General features: G+C 49.4%; 1 protein-coding gene. It reads left to right on the top strand.

The genetic code is table 11. The features are described from left to right. Positions 1-196, top strand: a 196-nt coding sequence (locus tag FDX22_RS00165; protein ID WP_186805255.1) for an HAD hydrolase family protein, incomplete at its 5' end; no start/stop codon positions are given. Between the last annotated feature and the right edge of the window lie 65 nt (positions 197-261).

Genomic DNA, 261 nt, shown 5'->3' on the forward strand with positions numbered 1-261 from the left:
CGATGAGGTTGTCGTGTTTGGCGATGGCGGAAATGATATCGAGATGCTGCGCCAGGCAGGATTTAGTTTTGCAATGGCCAACGCCCATGAGCCGGTTATCCAGGCGGCGAAATATCGCGCGGGTTCGAATAACGAAGAGGGCGTGCTGGATATTATCGACAGCGTGTTAAACAATGAAGCACCGTTTACACATTAACGCCTCAGCACAGACGGCAACAAAATGATGGCATGATCTATTCATAATCCGCCTCAAATTAACCC

Source organism: Citrobacter sp. TBCS-14, assembly GCF_005280805.1.
Lineage (GTDB): Bacteria > Pseudomonadota > Gammaproteobacteria > Enterobacterales > Enterobacteriaceae > Citrobacter > Citrobacter gillenii.